General features: G+C 71.1%; 16 protein-coding genes. 11 read left to right on the forward strand and 5 right to left on the reverse strand.

All coding sequences use genetic code 11. The features are described from left to right. The first annotated feature begins 23 nt into the window (after window positions 1-23). The 4 genes from N8N77_RS05165 (at window position 24) to N8N77_RS05180 (ending at window position 5,180) form a co-directional block, all read left to right on the forward strand. On the forward strand, window positions 24-1,667 hold the full coding sequence (locus N8N77_RS05165; RefSeq protein ID WP_261165158.1) for a DNA repair helicase XPB: 1,644 nt from the start codon (window positions 24-26) through the stop codon (window positions 1,665-1,667). 44 nt (window positions 1,668-1,711) lie between these two features. Next, a complete protein-coding gene (locus N8N77_RS05170; RefSeq protein ID WP_261165160.1) occupies window positions 1,712-2,611 on the forward strand; it encodes a hypothetical protein in 900 nt (299 codons plus the stop codon). Between the two features lie 115 nt (window positions 2,612-2,726). Beyond that, a complete protein-coding gene (locus tag N8N77_RS05175; protein WP_261165162.1) occupies window positions 2,727-3,422 on the forward strand; it encodes a response regulator transcription factor in 696 nt (231 codons plus the stop codon). A 78-nt stretch (window positions 3,423-3,500) separates the two neighbouring features. Next, entirely contained in the window at window positions 3,501-5,180 is a 1,680-nt protein-coding gene (locus tag N8N77_RS05180) for a cell wall metabolism sensor histidine kinase WalK (RefSeq protein WP_261165165.1), read from the forward strand. A 39-nt stretch (window positions 5,181-5,219) separates the two neighbouring features. Here N8N77_RS05180 and N8N77_RS05185 read toward each other — a convergent pair whose 3' ends face one another. Then, complete coding sequence (locus N8N77_RS05185; protein WP_261165167.1) at window positions 5,220-6,680, reverse strand: amidohydrolase; 1,461 nt, start codon at window positions 6,678-6,680, stop codon at window positions 5,220-5,222. Beyond that, window positions 6,677-7,312 carry an FMN-binding negative transcriptional regulator gene (locus N8N77_RS05190; protein WP_261165169.1) on the reverse strand — a complete coding sequence of 212 codons (636 nt, stop codon included), beginning with the start codon at window positions 7,310-7,312 and terminating at the stop codon, window positions 6,677-6,679. Before N8N77_RS05190 ends, N8N77_RS05185 begins: the two co-directional genes overlap by 4 nt. 162 nt (window positions 7,313-7,474) lie before the next feature. On the opposite strand from N8N77_RS05190, the gene N8N77_RS05195 reads away from it, so the two are divergent. The 7 genes from N8N77_RS05195 to N8N77_RS05225 are packed head-to-tail and all read left to right on the forward strand — an operon-like array spanning window position 7,475 to window position 15,836. After that, window positions 7,475-9,079 (forward strand): ABC transporter substrate-binding protein, encoded by a 1,605-nt coding sequence (locus tag N8N77_RS05195; RefSeq protein WP_261165171.1) that lies wholly within the window; start codon window positions 7,475-7,477, stop codon window positions 9,077-9,079. Continuing rightward, window positions 9,076-10,461, forward strand: a complete 1,386-nt coding sequence (locus tag N8N77_RS05200; protein WP_261165173.1) for a M14 family zinc carboxypeptidase — start codon at window positions 9,076-9,078, stop codon at window positions 10,459-10,461. Before N8N77_RS05195 ends, N8N77_RS05200 begins: the two co-directional genes overlap by 4 nt. Next, the gene (locus N8N77_RS05205; RefSeq protein WP_261165175.1) at window positions 10,458-11,387 is read left to right on the forward strand and encodes an ABC transporter permease; all 930 of its coding nucleotides are present in this window, start codon (window positions 10,458-10,460) and stop codon (window positions 11,385-11,387) included. The genes N8N77_RS05200 and N8N77_RS05205 overlap by 4 nt, the downstream gene beginning before the upstream one ends. A 10-nt stretch (window positions 11,388-11,397) precedes the next feature. Beyond that, window positions 11,398-12,297 carry an ABC transporter permease gene (locus N8N77_RS05210; protein ID WP_261165177.1) on the forward strand — a complete coding sequence of 300 codons (900 nt, stop codon included), beginning with the start codon at window positions 11,398-11,400 and terminating at the stop codon, window positions 12,295-12,297. Next, window positions 12,294-13,709: a serine hydrolase gene (locus tag N8N77_RS05215; protein ID WP_261165178.1), complete on the forward strand. Its 1,416-nt coding sequence runs from the start codon at window positions 12,294-12,296 to the stop codon at window positions 13,707-13,709. The genes N8N77_RS05210 and N8N77_RS05215 overlap by 4 nt, the downstream gene beginning before the upstream one ends. Window positions 13,710-13,713: 4 nt before the next feature. After that, window positions 13,714-14,226 (forward strand): GbsR/MarR family transcriptional regulator, encoded by a 513-nt coding sequence (locus N8N77_RS05220; RefSeq protein WP_261165180.1) that lies wholly within the window; start codon window positions 13,714-13,716, stop codon window positions 14,224-14,226. Then, a complete protein-coding gene (locus tag N8N77_RS05225; protein ID WP_261165181.1) occupies window positions 14,223-15,836 on the forward strand; it encodes an ABC transporter ATP-binding protein in 1,614 nt (537 codons plus the stop codon). Before N8N77_RS05220 ends, N8N77_RS05225 begins: the two co-directional genes overlap by 4 nt. A 50-nt stretch (window positions 15,837-15,886) precedes the next feature. Here the strand turns inward: N8N77_RS05225 and mqo are convergent, their stop codons facing one another. From mqo to N8N77_RS05240, 3 genes are all read right to left on the reverse strand, one after another. Further along, the gene (gene mqo, locus N8N77_RS05230; protein WP_261165182.1) at window positions 15,887-17,332 is read right to left on the reverse strand and encodes a malate dehydrogenase (quinone); all 1,446 of its coding nucleotides are present in this window, start codon (window positions 17,330-17,332) and stop codon (window positions 15,887-15,889) included. 92 nt (window positions 17,333-17,424) lie between these two features. Continuing rightward, complete coding sequence (locus N8N77_RS05235) at window positions 17,425-18,498, reverse strand: aspartate-semialdehyde dehydrogenase (RefSeq protein ID WP_261165185.1); 1,074 nt, start codon at window positions 18,496-18,498, stop codon at window positions 17,425-17,427. Between the two features lie 91 nt (window positions 18,499-18,589). Continuing rightward, complete coding sequence (locus tag N8N77_RS05240) at window positions 18,590-19,894, reverse strand: aspartate kinase (protein ID WP_261165187.1); 1,305 nt, start codon at window positions 19,892-19,894, stop codon at window positions 18,590-18,592. Window positions 19,895-19,913: the final 19 nt, after the last annotated feature.

Consider the following 19,913-nt stretch of genomic DNA (forward strand, 5'->3'; position numbering starts at 1 on the left):
CCGCGGCGGTAGACTGATTCGCTATGTCTGATGGCCCCCTGATCGTCCAGAGCGACCGCACGGTCCTGCTCGAGGCCGCGCACCCCGATGCCGAGTCGGCGCGGCACGATCTCGCCGTCTTCGCGGAGCTCGAGCGCGCCCCCGAGCACATCCACACGTACCGGATCACGCGCCTCGGGCTGTGGAACGCGCGCGCCGCGGGCCACACCGCCGACGACATGCTGCAGACGCTGGATCGGTGGAGCCGCTTCCCCGTGCCGCCGTCGGTTTCCACCGACATCCGCGAGACGGTGAACCGCTACGGCCGTCTCACGATCGAGCGCGGCGACGAGGGCGAGCTGCTGCTCAAGTCCACCGACCGGGCCGTGCTCGCCGAAGTCTCGCGCAACAAGCGCATCCAGCCGCTGCTCATCGGCCAGCCCGCGCCCGACACGTATGTCGTCGACGCGTGGGCGCGGGGTCACATCAAGCAGGAGCTGCTGAAGATCGGCTGGCCCGCCGAGGACCTGGCCGGCTACACGCCCGGCACCCCCCACGCGATCGCCCTCGACGAGGACGGGTGGAACCTGCGGCCCTACCAGCAGCAGGCGGTCGAGACCTTCAGCGCCGACGGGTCGGGCGTCGTGGTCCTCCCCTGCGGCGCGGGCAAGACGCTCGTGGGCGCCGGCGCCATGGCCGCGACGAAGACGACCACCCTCATCCTCGTGACCAACACCGTCTCGGCGCGTCAGTGGCGCGACGAGCTGCTCAAGCGCACCACCCTCACTCCGGAGGAGATCGGCGAGTACTCGGGGCAGGTCAAGGAGATCAAGCCGGTCACGATCGCGACGTATCAGATCCTCACGTCGAAGCGGAAGGGCCAGTACGCACACCTCGACGTGCTCGACGCGCTCGACTGGGGCCTCATCGTGTACGACGAGGTCCACCTGCTGCCGGCGCCCGTGTTCAAGCTCACCGCCGACCTGCAGGCACGACGCCGCCTGGGACTGACCGCCACTCTTGTGCGCGAGGACGGGCGCGAGGGCGACGTGTTCAGCCTCATCGGGCCCAAGCGGTTCGACGCGCCCTGGAAGGAGATCGAGGCGCAGGGGTTCATCGCGCCCGCGGCCTGCTACGAGGTCCGCGTCGACCTGCCGGCGGATGAGCGGCTCGAGTACGCGGCGAGCGCCGACGAGGAGCGCTACCGCCTCGCGGCGACGGCGCCCGCGAAGATCGACGTGGTTCGCGACATCATCGCGCGCCACCCGGGCGAGCAGGTGCTCGTCATCGGGCAGTACCTCGACCAGCTCGACGAGCTCTCACAGGCGCTCGACGCTCCCAAGATCACCGGTTCCACCCCCGTCGACGAGCGCGAGCAACTGTTCCAGGCCTTCCGAGACGGTACGGTGCCGGTGCTCGTGGTGTCGAAGGTGGCGAACTTCTCGGTGGATCTGCCGGATGCGTCGGTGGCGATCCAGGTGTCCGGATCGTTCGGATCGCGCCAGGAGGAGGCTCAGCGCCTCGGCCGCCTGCTGCGGCCCAAGAGCGACGGTCAGACGGCGAGCTTCTACACGCTCATCGCCCGCGACACGGTCGACCAGGACTTCGCCCAGAATCGCCAGCGGTTCCTCGCCGAGCAGGGCTACAGCTACACCATCCTCGACGTCGGCGATCTCGTCGCCGCCTAGGCGCCTGTCGGCGGATCTCAGGATCGGCACGTACTCTCACGGGCATGCGTCACCCGCTTCGCGCGAGCGTCGCCGGTCTCGTCCTCGCCGCGCTCGCCACCACGATCGGTTGCGCCTCGGCACCGACGGTTCCCGCCGAACTCGAGCGCGCGGCTGCGGTCGTCCGCGCGACACCGGGCGTCACCGGCGTGTCATTGCGTGCCGCCGAATCGATCGCCGAGCCCCCGCTGCCGAACTTCGGCGAGCGCGTGGTGGAGCCGGTGGTGCTCGATGCCGAGGTGACCGTCGATCCGGGGCTCTCCTCGGAGCGGGCGCACGCGCTCGCGCTCGACGCCTTCCGCTCGCTCACGGCGCCGGGCGTGCTCGAAGCGCGTGAGGGCGCGACCCTCCGCATCGCGTTCCGCGCTGGGGACGACGGTGCGCCGCCGCGCGTCGAGGTGGGCGCCGCGGCGGATGCCGCCCCGGTCGTCGTCGCCGAGGCGGTCGCCGACGCGCTCGAGATCGCGAGGGCCGGCACGGCCGACGTGTCGCTCACCGTCGACGGGGAGGGGTGCGACGGCATCCGCTGCACGGTCACGGTGGCGGCCGACGACACGGCCGTGTTCCCGGCACTGCACCGCGCCGCCGTGGCGGCGGGACGGCGGGCGGAGCTCACGGCACCCGGGGCTCGCTTCGGAACCCCCGCCTTGCACGGGGACGAGAAGCTCGGCCTCCTCGTGGAGCTCGCCACCCGCCCGGGCGTCGCCGACGCCGCCTACCTGCCCCAGGAGAACGCGTTCCGTGTCTTCGTCGACGCCGAACCGGGGTCGCCCCCGGTGACCGAGGTCGTGCACTGGCTGATGTCCCGGGCCGACGCTCGACGCACCGGGGAGCACTGGGCCTGGACCCTCATCGACGCAAGCGGCGCCGAGAGGTCCGGCTGGATCTCGGGGTTCGCGCCCTGATCTGGGACCGCGCGCCCTCCCGCGTCGGACGGGACGAAGGCCTCGGCATGTTCGCTTTCCGCCGATCCGTCGCGATTTCCAGCCCGATCATCGCTCCGGCCGACATAATGGGGCCATGACCGCACCGCGCATCCTCGTTGTCGATGACGAGCCGAACATCCGGGATCTCCTGTCGCAGAGCCTGCGATTCGCGGGATTCCAGGTGAAGACCGTGATCAACGGCGCGCAGACCATCTCCGCCGTCCTCGAGGAGGAGCCGGACCTGATCGTGCTCGACGTGATGCTCCCCGACATGAACGGGTTCAGCGTCACCAAGCGCCTGCGCGACGCCGGCTACACCGCGCCGATCCTGTTCCTCACCGCGAAGGACGAGACCGAGGACAAGATCAAGGGCCTCAATGCGGGCGGCGACGACTACGTGACGAAGCCGTTCAGCCTCGACGAGATCGTCGCGCGCATCCAGGCGATCCTCCGCCGCACCATGCAGAGCGAGGAGGAGGAGCAGGTCATCCACGCCGGCGAACTGACGATGGATCAGGACACCCACGACGTGTACGTGGGCGACACGCAGATCGAGCTGAGCCCCACCGAGTTCAAGCTGCTGCGATACCTCATGCTCAACCCCAATCGGGTGCTGTCGAAGGCGCAGATCCTCGACCACGTCTGGGAGTACGACTTCAACGGCGATGCCGGCATCGTCGAGAGCTACATCTCCTACCTCCGCCGCAAGATCGACCCGCACGCGGCAGAGCCGCTCATCCAGACCAAGCGCGGCTTCGGCTACATGCTCAAGGTCGACAAGGCCTCGTAAGGCACGATCCTGGCCAAGGAACCCGACGCCCTCACCCGCTGGTGGCGGCGGATCAGCCTGCGCGCGAAGGTCACCGGCGTGACGGTGGCCGTGCTCGCGATCGGCCTGTTCGTCGCGGGCGTCGGCACGTCGTTCGTGCTCTACAGCGCGCTACTGTCGAGCGTCGACGAGTCGGCGGTGCAGCTGGTGCAGAGCGACACGATGGCGGAGCGCGTGCTCGACGCCGCGGAGAGCTCCGAGGACCTCGGCGATCTGCGCACCGAGTACTTCGTCGCCCTCTACGGCCCGGACGGGCGCTTCATCGCGTCGGCGGGCGGCCTGAGCGACGAGGCGGTGCCACCACGCTTCCCGTCGACCCTCACCCTGGACGAGGCACAGCCGCTGACCTCCGAGGTGTTCGGTCTGAAGGGCGCGGACGGTTCCGAGTTCCGCGCATCGGTGGGCATCGTTGAGCCTGCCGGCAAGAACGCCTTCTACAGTCAGATCATCGCCCTGCCACACGCCGAGGTGATCAGCGTCGTGCGCACCTACTTCGCGGTGTTCACGTTCGTGGCGCTCATGACGATCGTCGCCGGCGCTTTCGGCACACGCTGGCTCGTCACGCTCACCTTCCGCCGCTTCCGCCAGGTCGAGTCCACCGCCATGGCGATCGCCGGCGGAGACTTCCACCAGCGCATGACCGACATCGAGCCGACGACGGAGATCGGCCGCCTGAAATCGGCCATCAACACGATGCTCGACCGCGTGGATGCGTCCATCTCGCAGCGCGACGCCACCGTGCGCCAGATGCGCCGATTCATCGGCGATGCCAGCCACGAGCTGCGCACCCCCCTCGTGAGCGTGCGCGGCTACGCCGAGTTGTACCGGATGGGCGCGATACAGACCCCCGAGGACACCGCGCGCGCGATGGAGCGCATCGAGAAGGAGGCCACGCGCATGGGCGTGCTCGTCGAGGACCTGCTGGCCCTCGCGCGCCTGGACGAGCGCCGCGAGCTCGACATCGCCCCCATCGACCTGCGCCGCGTGGCACGGGACCTCGCGCTCGACACGCGCGCGGCCGATCCCTCTCGGCCGGTCACCGTCATCGACCGCACCCTCGTGGCCCTGACCGGCCCGATCCCCACCGCGCGCGAGACGTCGGAGGACGGGGATCCGGCGCCGGGCCCCGAGCGGCGGCGCCACCCGGCCACGTCGGCGATCGAGCGCGTCACGGCCGCCACCCTCGACCGGCTCCGTCGCCGCAGGGCCGCGGCGGAGACGGGGGACGACGTGGCGCCCATCGACTTCTCCGAGCCGCGGGCGCGGGCCGTGGCGATCCCGCCCCTCGTGCTCGGCGAGGAGAACAAGGTGCGCCAGGTGGTGACGAATCTCCTCGGCAACGCGCGGCGCTACAGCCCGGAGGGCACCCCGATCGAGCTCGAGGTGGGGGTCGACCCCGACGCCGACATGGGGTGGATCGCGGTGGTGGACCACGGCGAGGGCGTGCCGGAGGCGATCCGAGAGCAGATCTTCGAGCGCTTCTGGCGTGCCGACACCTCGCGGGCCCGCGAAACCGGGGGGAGCGGGCTGGGGCTGGCCATCGTCGCGTCGATCGTGGAGGCGCACCACGGCTCCGTCGCCGTGGAGGACACGCCGGGCGGCGGCGCGACGTTCAAGGTCGCGTTCCCGCTCGCCGAACGCCGCGAGGCCGCCGAGCACGCGGCGATCGAGACCCAGCCGCTCCCCCGGCTGCGCGACGAGCCGCCGCGGGAGGCCTGAGACCCGCCCCCGGGCCCGCGGAGGAGGCGCCCGCACGCCTCAGAGGGCGAGGTGGGTCGGGCGGCCCGCCAGCAGGGTCGCGGCGACCGGCATGGTGCGCAGCACTTCGGGTCGCGCCCCGAGGGGGTCGGCCTCCACGACGGCGATGTCGGCGGGCTGGCCGACCGCGATCTCGGACCGGACGCTCGCGCGCAGCGCGGCATCGATCGGGATGCGCTGTTCAGGGTGCCAGGGCTCGCGGCCGTCGCGCGCCCGCCCGACCGCCGACGCGATGGCCTGCCAGGGATCGAGCGGCGCCACCGGGGCGTCGGACCCGAGGCGCAGCTCGGCGCCCGCACGCAGCAGCGAACCGAACGCGAATGCGCGGCCGGTGCGTCCGGCCCAATGGCGGTCCGCGACATCCCGATCGTCCATGGCGTGCTCGGGCTGGACGCTGGCGACCAGGCCCAGCGCGGCGAACCGGGCGAACTCCTCCTCGCGCACCAGCTGCGCGTGCTCCACCGTGCCCGTCATCCCGACCTCCTCGAACGCATCGAGGACCGCGGTGTTCGCCCGGTCGCCGATCGCGTGGACGGCGGCGCCGATCCCGGCGCTCTTGGCCCTGCCCAGCAGCGCGACGAGCTGCTCCGGGGGAACGGTCACCTCGCCGCATGCACCGTGTGCGCCGGCGGCGTAGCCCGGGTAGGGGTCCCAGCACCATGCCGTGCGCGTGTTGAGGGACCCGTCCACCACTACCTTCAGCGGCCCCACCCGGACCAGGCCGGCGGGGTCGAGCGGATCGCCCGTGCGCAGACCGGCGGCGATCGCCGCCTCCACCCGGTCGGGCCAGACTCCCGCGACGACGCGCAGCGACGTCACACCGGCTGCGACGCGCGCGGGCCAGGCCGCGATGTTGTCATCGTTCTCGAAGTCCACCACCCCGACCACACCCCGGCGCGCCGCCGCCGCGGTCGCGCGCCGGAAGTCGTCGGACGTCAGCGGGTCGAGGTCGTCCAGGCGCGCGTGCACGGCGAACCACGCGGCCTCGCGCACGACGCCGCTCGGATCGACGTCGACCCCGAGCACGCGCGCCGCGGCGCTGCTGACCCAGCCGCAGTGCAGGTCACCGCTGACGAGCACGACGACCCGCTCGCCGGCGACGCGATCGATGGCCTCCAGGGTCGGCGCGTCCGGCCACAGCGCGTCGCGGAAGCCGTAGCCGATGAGCGCCCGTGCCGGGTCGCGACCGGCGAGCCTGCCCGCGGCGATGTGGAGGGCCTCTGAGGCGCTCTTCGCCGCCGCCAGGTCGAGCCGGCGGCCGGCGGTCACCCACTGCGTCGCGTGGATGTGCGCGTCCCAGAGCCCCGGGAGCACCCACCGGCCGTCCAGGTCGAGCCGCTGCCCCGCGCGAGGGCCGACTCCCGCCGGATGGACGGCCGAGATCGTGCCGTCGGCGACCGCGATGTCGACGAGTCCGTCGTGGTCGCTCAGCCGGGCGTTCGCGAGCAGGATGTCACTCATGCGTCCGCCCCGTCTCGCAGGGCGTGCGCCTCCATATCGGAGGCCAGCTGCGGCTGCCGATACGGACCGGGCTCCCGCAGGGCACGGATGATCCGCTCGCGCACCTCGCGCGGCTTGTCCTGGCTCAGCTTGCGCTTCGCGACGATCCGCTCCACCCTCATGCGGAACCCGACCGTGCCCGAGACGATGCGTTCCGCATACTCGGCGTTGAGTCCCTCGAGGAGCTGCGGCTCGGGCAGCGGCCGCTCGAAGTGCTCGACGAGGCGCGCGAGCACACGCAGGTTCTCATCGTCGCCGAGGATCTCCGGCGTGCCCGTGAGGTGGGCGGCGGTGAAGTTCCAGGTGGGCACCACGGGAGAGGTGCCGTACCAGCTGGGCGAGATGTAGCCGTGGGGGCCCTCGACGATCACGAGGAGCTCGCTCGTGCCGAGCCGGTGAAGGCGCTCGTCCGGGCGTCCGACATGGCTGAGCAGCGTGAGGCCGTCGTCGTCCTCGTCCACCAGCATCGGGTAGTGCGAGGCGACGAGCCCCGCCCCCGGCACGTGGCTCACGACGCGGCACCACGGGTTGGCGCGCACGAGCTCGGCGATCTCGTGCGCGTCGGTCAACGCGTAGCGGGGGTTGTCTCGCATGTGCTGACGCTAGCGGAGCGGCGCCGCGCCGGGCCGCCCCAAATGTTTCAGGAAGATCAAACTTTCATTAATCCGTGAAATTTCTGAGCTTTGGGTCTTGTCTGTTCCGGTCGCCATGCGGTTATGTCGAGCAACGCTCCTCCCCCGTCCCAAGGAGATCACATGACCATGTCCCGCCTGCGCCGCCGCGTCCTGTCCGGCACCGCACTCGCCGCCCTCGGCATCACCGTCCTGGCCGGATGCTCCGGCGGAGGCGACGCGTCCTCCGGCGGCGCGGCCTCGGCCGGTGACGCCAGCGTGAGCATCGCCGTCACCGATCCGGGCATCCTCATCCCGGGCCGCCAGACGATCGCGTTCGAGTTCGCGGGTGTGGTGTGGTCCCCGCTCACGTTCATCCACGACGACGGCAGCCTGGACTACGTGCAGGCCGAATCCGTCGAGAGCGACGACCAGCAGACGTGGACCATCACCCTGCGCGACGGGTGGACGTTCCACGACGGCACGCCGGTCACCGCTCAGGACTACGTCGACTCCTGGAACTGGGTGGCCTACGGGCCCAACGCGGCCGAGAACTCCGGTCAGCTCGTCGGCATCCAGGGCTTCGACGAGGTGAACGCGCCCGAGCCGACCGCCGAGACGATGTCGGGCCTGCGGGTGATCGACGAGCTGACCTTCGAGGTCACGCTCAAGGTGCCCGACTCGCAGTTCCCCGTGCAGCTGAGCCAGGGCCAGACCGCGACCTTCCCGATGCCGCAGAGCGCCTTCGACGACATGGACGCGTACAACGCTCACCCGATCGGCAACGGAGCGTTCGAGATGTCCGCCGACTACGTCGAGGGCGAGACCGTGACCGTCACCGCCTACGACGACTTCGCCGGTGAGGAGCCCACGGTCGACGCGATCGACTTCGTGCCGTACGTCGACACCACCACGGCGTACACCGACGTGCAGGCCGGCAACCTCGACATCGTCTTCGTTCCGGCGAGCCGCCTGGCCCAGGCCGAAGCCGACTTCGGCGACCGCTTCCTGGCCTTCGACGCTCCCGGCATTTCCTTCCTCGGCCTGTCGCTGTGGGAGGACCGGTTCGCCGACGTGCGGGTGCGTCAGGCGCTGTCGATGGCGATCGACCGCGAGACCATCAACGAGCAGCTCTACGCGGGCATCTACACGCCGGCGACGGCGTGGACGCCGATCGTCGAGGCCGGCACGCCCGAGGGCATCTGCGGCGAATTCTGCGAGTACGACCCCGAGGCGGCCGCCGCGCTGCTCGAGGAGGCCGGCGGTTTCGAGGGAGCGCTGGAGATCGTCTACCCCGGCGGCAGCGGGCTCGACGAGCTGTACAACGCCATCGCGAACAACCTGCGCCAGAACCTCGGCATCGACGCGGTCGCCTCCCCCACGGCCGACTGGGCGGAGTTCGCGGAGCGCCGCACCGCCGGCGACATCTCGGGCGCGTTCTTCTCGCGCTGGGGCGCCCTGTACCCCAGCCAGCAGGCGACCATGCGCGAGCTCTACCTCGAGACCGGCGGCTGCGACAACTGCGTCGCATGGTACTCCGACGAGGTGGCCGCCGGGCTCCAGGCGGCCGATGCCGACCCGTCGACCGACGGCAGTGCGTACGCCGAGGTGCAGCAGATCATCCAGGAGAACTTCCCGGTGCCGCCGCTGTTCAGCGAGGCCTACCCGTACGTCACCTCCGAGCGCGTGGCCGAGCTGCCCGCCGCCGCCGGCAGCCCGATCCTGCACGAGGTCGTGATCTCCGAGTGACCGACGCCCTGCTCGAGCAGATCCTGGCCCGCATCGACGCCCTGGAGCCGCTGCACGCCTTTCCGGGGGTCGACGAGATCCGCGGCACGGCCGATCGCCTCGCGGCCGGTCACGCGGACAGGATCACCCGCACCGTCATCGGCACGAGCCGACTCGGTGAGGAGATCGTGGACTACGCCGTCGGCGAGGGCCCGGCGATCCTCGTGATCGGCGGGGTGCATCCGAACGAGCCGATCGGATTCCACACCGCGCTCGAGCTGCTGCGGGACCTCGCCGAAGGGCGGGGCCCCGCAGCCCGGATCGACGCCCGCTGGCACGTCGTGCCCTGCATCGACCCGGATGGCACCCGCCTGAACGAGGGGTGGTTCACCGCGCCCGGCGATCGAGTCTCGTACGGGCGCGACTTCTACCGCCCCGCACCGCTCGAGCAGGTGGAGTGGTCGTTCCCGCTCGACCACCGCGGAATCGTGTGGGACAGCCCCATCCCCGAGACCGCCGCGCTCATGTCGCTCATGGATGCGACGCGGCCGGCCCTCGTCGTCGGCCTGCACAACGCCGAGCTCGGTGGGGTGTATTACTACGCCTCCCCCGACCTCGCCGAGGCCTTCCCCGCCTTGCACGCGATTCCGGCGCACCTCGGCCTTCCCCTCGATCTGGGTGAGCCCGAGTTCGCGGGGATCGACCCGCTCGCCGACGCCGTCTTTCCCGCGCTCACGGCGCGGGACATGATCGACGTGCTCCTGTCCGAGGGCATCGACCCGGCTCCGCACGTGACGGCCGCAGGCACGGCCGACCACGCGCGGGATCTGGGAGCGAGCGCCTTCGTCGCCGAGCTGCCGTACTGGTCGCACCCGGCCGCCGACGACACCACCCCCGCCGGCATCTCGTACGCCGACGCGCTGCGGCGCAAGGCCGATGCGCTCGACGAGGTGGGAGCGGTGCTCCTCGCCGCCGTCGAGACGGCCGAGCCTCATCTCGTCATCGACTCGCAGCTGCGCCGCGCCGCCGTCCAGTTCGCCCGCTTCCTGGCCGGCGCGGGCGATGAGCCGCGCCACCGGGCGGGCCTTCCCGCCAGCCAGCGCGAGGCGACCGTGGCCGAGGTCTTCTCCAACGAGGACCACGTGCGCATGTTCCAGCTCCGCTTCGGCTCGATGCTGGCCCGCACGCTCCGCGCCGAGATCGCCGCGGGCACCGCCCGCCCCGCCGTGAGGGCGGCGCTCGCCGAGCTGGAGCCGCATTTGGATGCGTGGTACGCCGCCGCGCACGCGGAACAGCGCGATCTGCGCGTCATCCCGATCGAGAGGCTCGTCGGCGTGCAGCTGGGAACGATGCTCGCTGCCGCGCACAGCGCCGTCGCGCGCCGCCGGGAGTCCGTCGCGTGACCCGGTACCTCCTCCGTCGCGGCGCCGAGCTCGTCCTCGTGTTCTTCGGCGTCACCTTCATCATCTACGCGTGCGTGTTCGCGTTGCCCGGCGATCCGATCGCGTCGCTCGGCGGCTCCAACCGCCCGCTTCCCGACAACGTCGTCGCCCAGCTCCGCGAGCAGTACATGCTCGACGAACCCCTGATCGTGCAGTACCTGCACTACATCGGCGGGGTGCTGACCGGCGACCTCGGCACCACGTTCGACGGCCGGGCGGTGGCGGAGCGAATGGGCGCGCGGTGGCCCGTGACCATCACCCTCGCGCTCACCGCCTGGGCGATCGAGGTGGTCATCGGCGTCGCGCTGGGTCTGTTCGCCGGTCTGCGGCAGGGCCGACTGTTCGACCGTGCCGTGCTCGCCGGCACGATTCTCGCCACGAGCATCCCGGTCTTCGTCCTGGGCGTCTCGCTGCAGCTCATCTTCGGTCTGTGGTGGGGCGTGCTTCCCATTGCGGGCACCGGGGCGGGCTGGCCCCTGGCCTACCTGCTGCCGTCGCTGATCATCGCCCTGTTCGGTCTCGCGAGCGTGTCGCGCTTGATGCGGGGCAACGTGATCGACACGATGCGCAGCGACTTCGTGCGCACCCTCGTGGCGAAGGGCATGCGCCGCCGCGACATCGTCGGCGTGCACGTCATGCGCAACGCCGCGGGGCCGGTGCTGACGTTCCTCGCGATCGACCTCGGGTACCTCCTCGGCGGCACGGTCGTCATCGAGGGGATCTTCAACCTGCCGGGGATCGGACAGCTCCTCTTCAACGCCATCCGCACGCACGAGGGGCCGACCATCGTCGGCATCTCGACGATGCTGATCCTGATCTTCCTCGTCACGAGCGTGGTCGTCGACCTGATCGCCTCGCTCCTCGACCCGCGCATCCGTCGAGAGTGAGGCGCCTCCCATGACTCAGTTCGTTGCCGCCCAGGGCATGGAGCTCCCCGTCGAGCGCGCCACGCGCCGGGGCGTGTGGGCGACGCTGCGGCGGCGGCCCCTGTTCTGGTCGTCGGTCGTCATGCTCGGACTGCTCGCGCTCGTCTCCCTCGCCCCCGGTCCGCTCGCGGCGCTGTTCGGCAACCCCGACCCGCGCGCGTGCGATCTCGCCGCGGGGCGCCAGGCCCCCGGCGCGGGGCACCCGTTCGGCACCGACGTACAGGGCTGTGACGTGCTGGCCGGCGTGCTGTTCGGCACGGGCACATCGCTGTTCATCGGGCTGATGACGACCGTGGCATGTCTCTCGATCGCCCTCGTGCTGGGCACGATCGCCGGCTACTTCGGCGGCTGGGCCGACGCGCTCATCGCACGACTGACGGATGTGTTCCTCGGCTTTCCGTTCCTGCTTGCGGCCATCGTCGTGCTCAACAGCGTGCCCGATCGTTCGCCGCTCGTGCTGTCGCTCGTGCTGGCCGCCTTCTCGTGGCCCACCATGGCGCGGATCGTCCGCGGCTCGGTCCGGGCGGTCCGCGACAGCGAGTTCGTGCAGGCGGCCACCGCCATGGGCCTGACGCACGGTCGCATCGTGCTCACGCACGTGCTTCCCAACGCGCTGGGCCCCGTGCTCGCCATCGCGACGACCATGGTGGGATCGGTGATCGTGGCGGAGTCCACGCTGACCTACCTCGGCGTCGGTCTCGTGCAACCCTCGATCTCGTGGGGACTGCAGCTGGCGAGCGCGCAGAACTTCTTCCAGACGGCGCCGCACATGCTGTTCTTCCCCGCGCTTTTCCTCACCATCACCGTGGTGTCGCTCATCACCCTGGGCGACATCCTGCGCGACGCGCTCGACCCGAAGGGACGCTCATGACCTCCGCCCCGACCTCTCGCCGTGACCTGCTCGCGACGCTGCGTGACCCGATCGTCCAATGGGTCGAGGGGCAGGCGCTGAGCCGGGGCGCGACCGGCGTGCAGCTCGCGGTCGGCTACCGGGGCGAGCTGCTCTTCGAACACGCGTGGGGCCTCGCCGACAGTGAGACGGGCGAGGAGCTCCGCATCGACCACCTCTTCCGCATCGCGTCGCACTCGAAGACCTTCACGGCCGTGGCGATCATGCAGCTCGTCGAACAGGGCGAGCTGCGCCTCGACGACCGCGCCTCCGCGCACGTCACGGAGCTCGCCGACGTCCCGATCGGGGCCGCGACCGTGCGGGAGCTGCTCGGTCACCAGGCCGGGACGATCCGTGATTCCTCCGACGGCGACTTTTGGCAGCATGCCTTCCCCTTCCCCGACCGCGCCGGCCTGCTGCGCGTCCTCCGCGAGGAGGGGCGCGTCTTCGCCCCGAACACGCACTTCAAGTACTCGAACATCGGGTACGGGCTGCTCGGCCTGATCATCGAGGCCGTCACGGGCGAGAGCTACGACGCGACCACCCGCCGCCTCATCGTCGAGCCGCTGGGGCTCGCCGACACCGGCAGCGAGTACGACCCCGCCCGCGCCGGCGACTACGCCGCCGGGCACACGGCCCGCCTCGTCGCCGGGCAGCCGCGCGCCGTCATTCCCCACGTCGACACGCGGGCCCTCGCGTCGGCGACGGGCTGGTACGCCACCGCCCGCGACCTCGTGCGGTACGGGTCCGCCCACGTGCTCGGCGACGAGACGCTGCTGAGCGACGCATCGAAGCGGCTGATGCAGCGCGAGGAGTCACGCTTCACCGTGCGCGATCAGCCCGAGGCACGGTACGGCCTCGGCCTCGATCTCGCCACGATCGCCGATCGCGAGGTCGTCGGTCACTCCGGCGGCTATCCGGGTCACATCACGCGCACCTGGATCGACCCCGTGGACGGCCTCGTCGTCTCGGTGCTCACGAACGACCTCGACGGCCCCGCGGGGCCCCTCGCGACCGGCATCCTGCAGCTCATCACGCTCGCCACCCGTGCCGCCGACGCCGGCGAGGCGACGCCGGACGAGCTGCGGTTCACGGGGCGGTTCGCCGGAGCGTGGGGAGCCTACGAGGTGGTGGATCTCGGCGGCTCGCTGCATGCGCTGAGCCTGCGCGCACCCGACGCGTTCTCGGGTGCCACACGCCTCGTCCCGCGCGATGGTCGCCTGGTCATCGCCGAGGAGCCGAGCTTCGCGGAGGCCGGCGAGCCGGTCGTCGTCACCCGGGATGCCGACGGCTCCATCGAGCGCGTCCGCATGGGGGCGATGACGGCGTGGCCGTTCGAGCGCTTCGACGTCAGCCGGCCCCACGTGCCGTTCCTCGCCGTCCCGGCAGAATGACACCATGAGCAACGACGCCGGCCGCCAGGCCCCGGAGCTGGACCCGGACGCACGCGAGTGGGTCGAGAGCTTCGCGACGGTCTGGGAGCAGACCGCGGCGTCGCGCGTCGAGGGGCGCGTGCTCGGATTGCTGCTGATCTGCGACGCACCGTACCTCTCGGCGGCCGACATCGCGCGGCTGCTCAACGCCAGCTCGGGAGCGGTGTCGACGGCCACGCGGTCGCTGACGGGCGCCGGCTTCCTGCAGAAGCACACGGTCACGGGCGATCGCCGACACTACTTCCGCGCCGACGACGACGTCTGGGGGTCGTTCCTCGCCGGGGAGCGCTCCTATCTGCATCGCACGATGCAGATCCTGCGCGACGGCCTCGCGCTGGACGCGGGTCGGCGTCCGGGGCCCCGTACCCGGCTGCGCAATGCCGACCGCTACATGCGCTGGCTGGAGAAGTACCACCGCAAGATGCTCGACGACTGGCGCGCCTATCGCGACACGGTCGACGACGAGGAGGACACATGAGCCCCGTGCTGCAGATCGAGGACCTGCACGTCGACTTCCACACGTCTGATCGGCGGGTGATCCCGGCGGTGAAGGGCGTCTCCCTGGCGGTGCACCCGGGCGAGATCGTCGCGGTGGTGGGCGAATCGGGCTCCGGCAAGTCCGTCACCGCGATGAGCGTGCTCGGCCTGCTGCCGCCGAACGCCGTCGCGACCGGGTCCATCCTGCTCGACGGCCGCGAGGTGCGCGGAGCCGATGAGCGCGACCTCGTCGCGGTGCGCGGCGAGAAGGCCGCGATGGTGTTCCAGGACCCCTTCGGGGCCCTCGACCCCGTCTTCACCGTGGGCTACCAGATCCGCGAGGTGCTGCGCCGGCACCGCCCCGCGATGTCGGAGGCCGAGCGCCGCGAACGCGCCATCGAGCTGCTGCGACTCGTCGACCTGCCCGAGCCCGAGCGTCGCGTGGGCGCGTACCCCCACCAGCTCTCCGGCGGCCAGGCTCAGCGGGTCGTCATCGCGATGGCCCTGGCCTGCGACCCCAAGCTGCTGATCGCCGACGAGCCGACCACCGCGCTCGACGTCACGGTGCAGCGCGACATCCTGGGCGTCCTGCGGTCGCTGCGCGATCGCACGGGCATGGGCGTGCTGTTCATCACGCACGACATGGGCGTCGTCGCCGACATCGCCGACCGCGTGGTCGTCATGCGCGACGGCGCGGTGCAAGAGGATCAGGCGGTGAACGACCTCTTCGACCGTCCGGAGGCGGCGTACACGCGCCAGCTCCTCGCGGCGGTGCCGCGCCTCACCGCCCAGGCGCGGCCGGAGCCGCCCGCGACCGAGACCGTGCTGGAGATCCGCGGTCTCGACATCGTCTACCGCCGACGCGGGCACGTCATCCGCGCGGTCGACGGCGTGGACCTGGACGTCTCGGCGGGGCGGATGCTGGCGCTGGTCGGCGAATCGGGATCGGGCAAGTCGACGATCGGCCGCGCCGCGGTGGGGCTCGTCACACCCGCCGCGGGACGCATCGTCGTCGACGGCGTCGACACGACCACCGCTTCTCGCCGCGAGCTCCGAGTGGTGCGCCGCCGCGTGGGTTTCGTGTTCCAGAATCCTGGCGGCGCACTGAACCCGCGCTGGAGCGTCGGCGACACGATCGCCGAGCCGCTGCGCGTGCACGGCGGTCTGCGCGGTCCCGCGCTCGATGGGCGGGTGCGGGAGCTGCTCGACGCCGTACGCCTGCCGGGCGACTGGCGGGGGCGCTTCCCCCATGAGCTGTCGGGCGGTCAGCGGCAGCGCGTGTCGATCGCGCGCGCCATCGCCCTGGATCCCCGTCTGCTGATCGCCGACGAGCCGACGAGCGCACTGGACGTCTCGGTGCAGGCGACCGTGCTCGAACTGCTGCGCGAACTCCAGCGAGAGCTGTCGTTCGCCTGCCTCTTCATCAGTCACGACCTGGCGGTGGTCGACGCGCTGGCCGACGAGATCGCGGTGATGCACCGCGGCCGTGTCGTGGAGCGCGGTGAGAGGCGCGCCGTGCTCTCGGCCCCTGAGCAGGAGTACACGCGGCGCCTGCTCGCCGCCGCCCCCGTTCCCGATCCGCGCGCGCAGGCCGCACGGCGCGCGGCGTGAGACGACGACGGCCGCCGTCCCTCCGGGGCGGCGGCCGTCGTCGAACGGGCTCAGGCGGGAAGACCGAGCTTCTCCGCCGTCGCCGACATCGACGCCGTCGCGGCCTGGGCGTCGCCGTTGAGGGCGGTGCCGAAGGTGGGGATGAGCTCCTGCAGGCGCGGCTTCCACGCCTCGAAGCTGTCGGGGAAGCAGCGCTGCAGCACGTCGAGCATGATCGGCGCGGCCGTCGACGCACCCGGCGAGGCGCCGAGCAGTCCGGCGATCGAGCCGTCGGCGGAGGCGACGACCTCGGTGCCGAACTGCAGCTTGCCGCCCTTCATGACCTGGGCGCGCTGCCCGGCCTGAATCAGCTCCCAGTCGTCACCGTCGGCGTCCGGAACGAACTCGCGCAGGCTGTCGATCTTGCGCGAGCGGGTCTTCAGCAGCTCCGTGACGAGGTACTTCACGAGGTCCAGGTTGGTGACGGCGACCTTGAGCATGGAGCCGATGTTGCCCAGGCGCACCTGCTGCACGATGTCGAGCACACTGCCGGTCTTGAGGAACTTCGGGCTGAACGTGGCGAACGGGCCGAACAGCAGCGAGCCCTCGCCGTCCACCATGCGCGCGTCGAGGTGCGGCACCGACATGGGCGGGGCGCCGACGGCGGCCTGCGAGTACACCTTCGCGCGATGCTTGGCGACGAGCTCGGGATTGGTCGTCTTGAGGAACTGCCCGCCGATGGGGAAGACCCCGTACCCCTTGATCTCGGGGATGCGCGCGGACTGCAGCACCTTGATAGCCCAGCCGCCGGCGCCGACGAACACGAAGCGCGCCTTGACGGAGCCCGGGGTGTGGCCGACGCGGTGCCGGTAGCGCACCTCCCACGTGCCGTCCTTCTGCCGACGGAGCTTCCTCACCTCGCTGTCGAGACGCAGGTCCAGCCCGCGCTCCACGAGGTGGTCGAACAGCTGCCGGGTGACCGCACCGAAGTCCACGTCGGTTCCCGACGGCACGCGCGTGGCGGCGAACGGCACGCCCTTGCGGCGCTTCTCCATCAGCAGCGGCGCCCACTTGTGGATGACGCGCGAGTCCTCGCTGTACTCGATGCCGGCGAAAAGCGGCTGGTCCTTGAGCGTCTCGTAGCGCCGCTTCAGGTATGCGACGTCCTTCTCGCCCTGCACGAACGTCATGTGCGGCGTGGCGTTGATGAAGGTCGACGGCGCGTCGAGGATGCCGCGCTCCACGAGCGAGGCCCACAGCTGCCGGCTGAGCTGGAACTGCTCATTGATGCCGATCGCCTTCGCGGGATCGTCCGCGTTGGGCATGTAGTTCAGCTCGCACAGGGCGGCGTGCCCCGTGCCGGCGTTGTTCCAGGGGTTGGAGCTCTCCTGAGCGACCTCGCCGAGGCGCTCGAACGCCACGATCTTCCAGTCCGGCTGCAGTTCCTTCAGGAGAGTGCCCAGAGTGGCGGACATGACGCCGCCGCCGATGAGCACGACATCGACAGTTTCACTCACCCGACAATCCTACGGCGGCCCCAAGAGCGCCCCGACCACACCGGGGGCGAAAGAAGTCGCTTTCTTCGCGAGGAAAGGGGGATCGGGCGGGGTCAGGCCGCCGCGACGCCGAGCCGTGCCGCGACGAGCTCCGCGATCTGCACCGCGTTGAGCGCGGCGCCCTTGCGCAGATTGTCGTTGGACACGAACAGCACCAGTCCTCGGCCCTCGGGAGCCGACTGGTCGGCGCGGATGCGCCCGACGAAGCTCGGGTCCTTGCCCGCGGCCTGCAGCGGCGTGGGAACCTCCTCGAGCGCGACGCCCGGGGCGTCGGCGAGGATCTCGCGCGCCCGCTCGGGGGTGATCTCGCGGGCGAACTCGGCGTTGATGCTCAGCGAGTGACCCGTGAACACGGGCACGCGCACGCACGTTCCCGCCACGCGCAGGTCGGGAAGCTCGAGGATCTTGCGGCTCTCGTTGCGGAGCTTCTTCTCCTCGTCGGTCTCGTTCAGCCCGTCGTCGACGACGTTGCCGGCCAGGGGAAGCACGTCGAACGCGATGGGCGCGACGTACTTCTGCGGCGCGGGGAAATCGAGGGCCGACCCGTCGCGGACGAGGCGCAGCGTGTCGCCCTGCGCGAGCACGCCCTCCACCTGGCCCAGCAGCTCCTGGGCGCCGGCGAGCCCGGACCCCGACACGGCCTGGTAGGTCGACACGATGAGCCGCTCCAGGCCCGCCTCGGCGTCGAGGGGCTTCAGCACGGGCATGGCGGCCATCGTCGTGCAGTTCGGGTTGGCGATGATGCCCTTCGGCGCGTCGGCGGCGGCGTGCGGGTTCACCTCGGCGACGACGAGCGGCACCTCCGGGTCCATGCGCCACGCGCTCGAGTTGTCGATGACGATGGCGCCCGCCGCCGCGAACCGGGGCGCGTGCTCCTTCGAGGCCGCTCCCCCGGCGGAGAACAGCGCGATGTCGATGCCGGCGAGGTCGTCGGTGTGGATGTCCTCGACCGTGATGGTGTGGCCGCCCCACTCCAGCGGGGTGCCCGCCGAACGCGGCGACGCGAAGAAGCGCAGCTCGCGGATCGGGAACGCGCGCTCGGTCAGGATCTCACGCATGACGCCGCCCACCTGTCCGGTGGCGCCGACAACGGCGACGGAGAGTCCAGAGTCGGAGATGCGGGTCATGGCGGTCCCTAGCGGTGAAACGGCGGGTGAGTTGATCGATTCTACCGCCTGCACCGCCCGCCCAGCCCCGCGGGAGGCGGGGCGGGAGGGATCAGCGACCGGTGCCGGCGTAGACCGTGGCCTCGATGTCGCCGTCGAGCCCGTACGCGGCGTGCACGGCGCGTGCGGCCTCATCCAGGTCGTTCTCGCCGACGACCACCGAGATACGGATCTCGCTCGTCGAGATCATGTCGATGTTGATCCCGTGCTTGCTGAGCGCCTCGAACAGCGTCACCGACACCCCCGAGTGCGCCCGCATGCCGGCGCCGACGACCGAGAGCTTGCCGACCTGATCGTCGTGCACGATGCTCTCGTAGCCGATCGCCTCGCGCTCGGCGGCGAGGGCCTTGACGACGTCCACCGCCTGCTGCTTGGGCAGCGTGAACGAGATGTCGGTGCGCCCGGCCTGCGCCGACTGCGCGTTCTGCACGATCATGTCGATGTTGGCGCCGGTCTTGGCCACGAGCGTGAAGATCGCGGCCGCGGAGCCCGGCACGTCGGGAACGCCCACGACGGCGACCTTCGCCTGGCTGCGGTCGGTGGCGATGCCCGTGACGACGGGCTCTTCCATTCCGATGGCGTCGGACATGTCTGCTCCTTCGGTGAGGCGAGGATCGGTCATCCCCTCGCCCAGCACGTACGTGCCGTCGTTCGAGGTGAAGGTGGACCGGGCGTGGATGAGCACGCCGTGGCGGCGCGCGTACTCGACGGCGCGGATGTAGAGCACCTTGGCACCGTTCGCCGCAAGCTCCAGCATCTCCTCCGCCGAGACGCGGTCGAGCTTGCGCGCCAACGGGACCACGCGCGGGTCGGCGGTGAAGATGCCGTCCACGTCGCTGTAGATCTCGCAGACGTCCGCGCCGAGCGCGGCGGCGAGGGCGACGGCCGTGGTGTCGGATCCGCCGCGGCCGAGCGTCGTGATGTCCCTCGTGTCGCGGTTGAAGCCCTGGAAGCCGGCGACGATGACGATCGCTCCGTCGTCGAGCGCGGCGCGCAGGCGCACGGGCGTCACGTCGACGATCCGGGCCGCGCCGTGATCTGCGGTCGTGATCATGCCGGCCTGGCTGCCCGTGAACGAGCGCGCCTCGTAGCCCATGGAGTGGATCGCCATCGCCAGGAGCGCCATCGAGATGCGTTCGCCGCTGGACAGCAGCATGTCGAGCTCGCGGGGCGCCGGCACCGGCGCCACCTGGTTGGCCAGGTCCAGCAGCTCGTCGGTCGTGTCGCCCATCGCGCTCACGGCGACGACGACGTCGTGACCGGCGCGGCGCGTGTCGACGATGCGCTTGGCGACGCGCTTGATGCTCTCGGCGTCGGCGACGGACGAGCCGCCGAACTTCTGCACGATCAGGGCCACGTGTAACTCCCGGTGATCC

The organism is Microbacterium sp. Marseille-Q6965 (genome assembly GCF_946151065.1).
Lineage (GTDB): Bacteria > Actinomycetota > Actinomycetes > Actinomycetales > Microbacteriaceae > Microbacterium.

Coding starts and splice junctions, on each gene's coding strand:
- N8N77_RS05220 (WP_261165180.1), top strand. CDS start 13,714: ATGAGCAACGACGCCGGCCGCCAGGCCCCGGAGCTGGACCCGGACGCA.
- N8N77_RS05190 (WP_261165169.1), bottom strand. CDS start 7,312: ATGCGAGACAACCCCCGCTACGCGTTGACCGACGCGCACGAGATCGCC.
- N8N77_RS05195 (WP_261165171.1), top strand. CDS start 7,475: ATGACCATGTCCCGCCTGCGCCGCCGCGTCCTGTCCGGCACCGCACTC.
- N8N77_RS05225 (WP_261165181.1), top strand. CDS start 14,223: ATGAGCCCCGTGCTGCAGATCGAGGACCTGCACGTCGACTTCCACACG.
- N8N77_RS05210 (WP_261165177.1), top strand. CDS start 11,398: ATGACTCAGTTCGTTGCCGCCCAGGGCATGGAGCTCCCCGTCGAGCGC.
- N8N77_RS05185 (WP_261165167.1), bottom strand. CDS start 6,680: ATGAGTGACATCCTGCTCGCGAACGCCCGGCTGAGCGACCACGACGGA.
- N8N77_RS05170 (WP_261165160.1), top strand. CDS start 1,712: ATGCGTCACCCGCTTCGCGCGAGCGTCGCCGGTCTCGTCCTCGCCGCG.
- N8N77_RS05175 (WP_261165162.1), top strand. CDS start 2,727: ATGACCGCACCGCGCATCCTCGTTGTCGATGACGAGCCGAACATCCGG.
- N8N77_RS05165 (WP_261165158.1), top strand. CDS start 24: ATGTCTGATGGCCCCCTGATCGTCCAGAGCGACCGCACGGTCCTGCTC.
- N8N77_RS05215 (WP_261165178.1), top strand. CDS start 12,294: ATGACCTCCGCCCCGACCTCTCGCCGTGACCTGCTCGCGACGCTGCGT.
- N8N77_RS05235 (WP_261165185.1), bottom strand. CDS start 18,498: ATGACCCGCATCTCCGACTCTGGACTCTCCGTCGCCGTTGTCGGCGCC.